We start from the raw sequence: 253 nt of genomic DNA on the forward strand, positions 1-253 counted from the left end.
GTTTTAAACCTAGCTAACTAGTTTTAGCTCATCACATTGTATGAGCGCAAATAAAATGGAAAGTTGAACATTTATGAATAAGTTAAATTGGCGACGTATAGTACTTAAAGTAGGTAGTGCTTTAATTGCACCGGATCAAGATGGCTGCCGTTCACGTTACATATTAACCATTGCACAGTTTATTGTTCGCTGTCGTGCTCGTGGTATTGAAGTTATTTTAGTTTCGTCAGGCTCAGTTGCTGCGGGGGCACAT

The 253-nt window shown here is 39.1% G+C and carries 1 protein-coding gene; it reads left to right on the top strand.

What is annotated here, in order from left to right; translation table 11 throughout:
• Window positions 1-73: 73 nt before the first annotated feature.
• Window positions 74-253 (top strand): amino acid kinase family protein (locus tag AAEY72_RS15630; protein WP_502945409.1); only part of this gene is annotated, 180 nt, incomplete at its 3' end.

Origin of the sequence: Psychrobacter sp. W2-37-MNA-CIBAN-0211, from assembly GCF_040309405.1 — a bacterium.
Classification (GTDB): Bacteria; Pseudomonadota; Gammaproteobacteria; order Pseudomonadales; family Moraxellaceae; genus Psychrobacter; species Psychrobacter glaciei.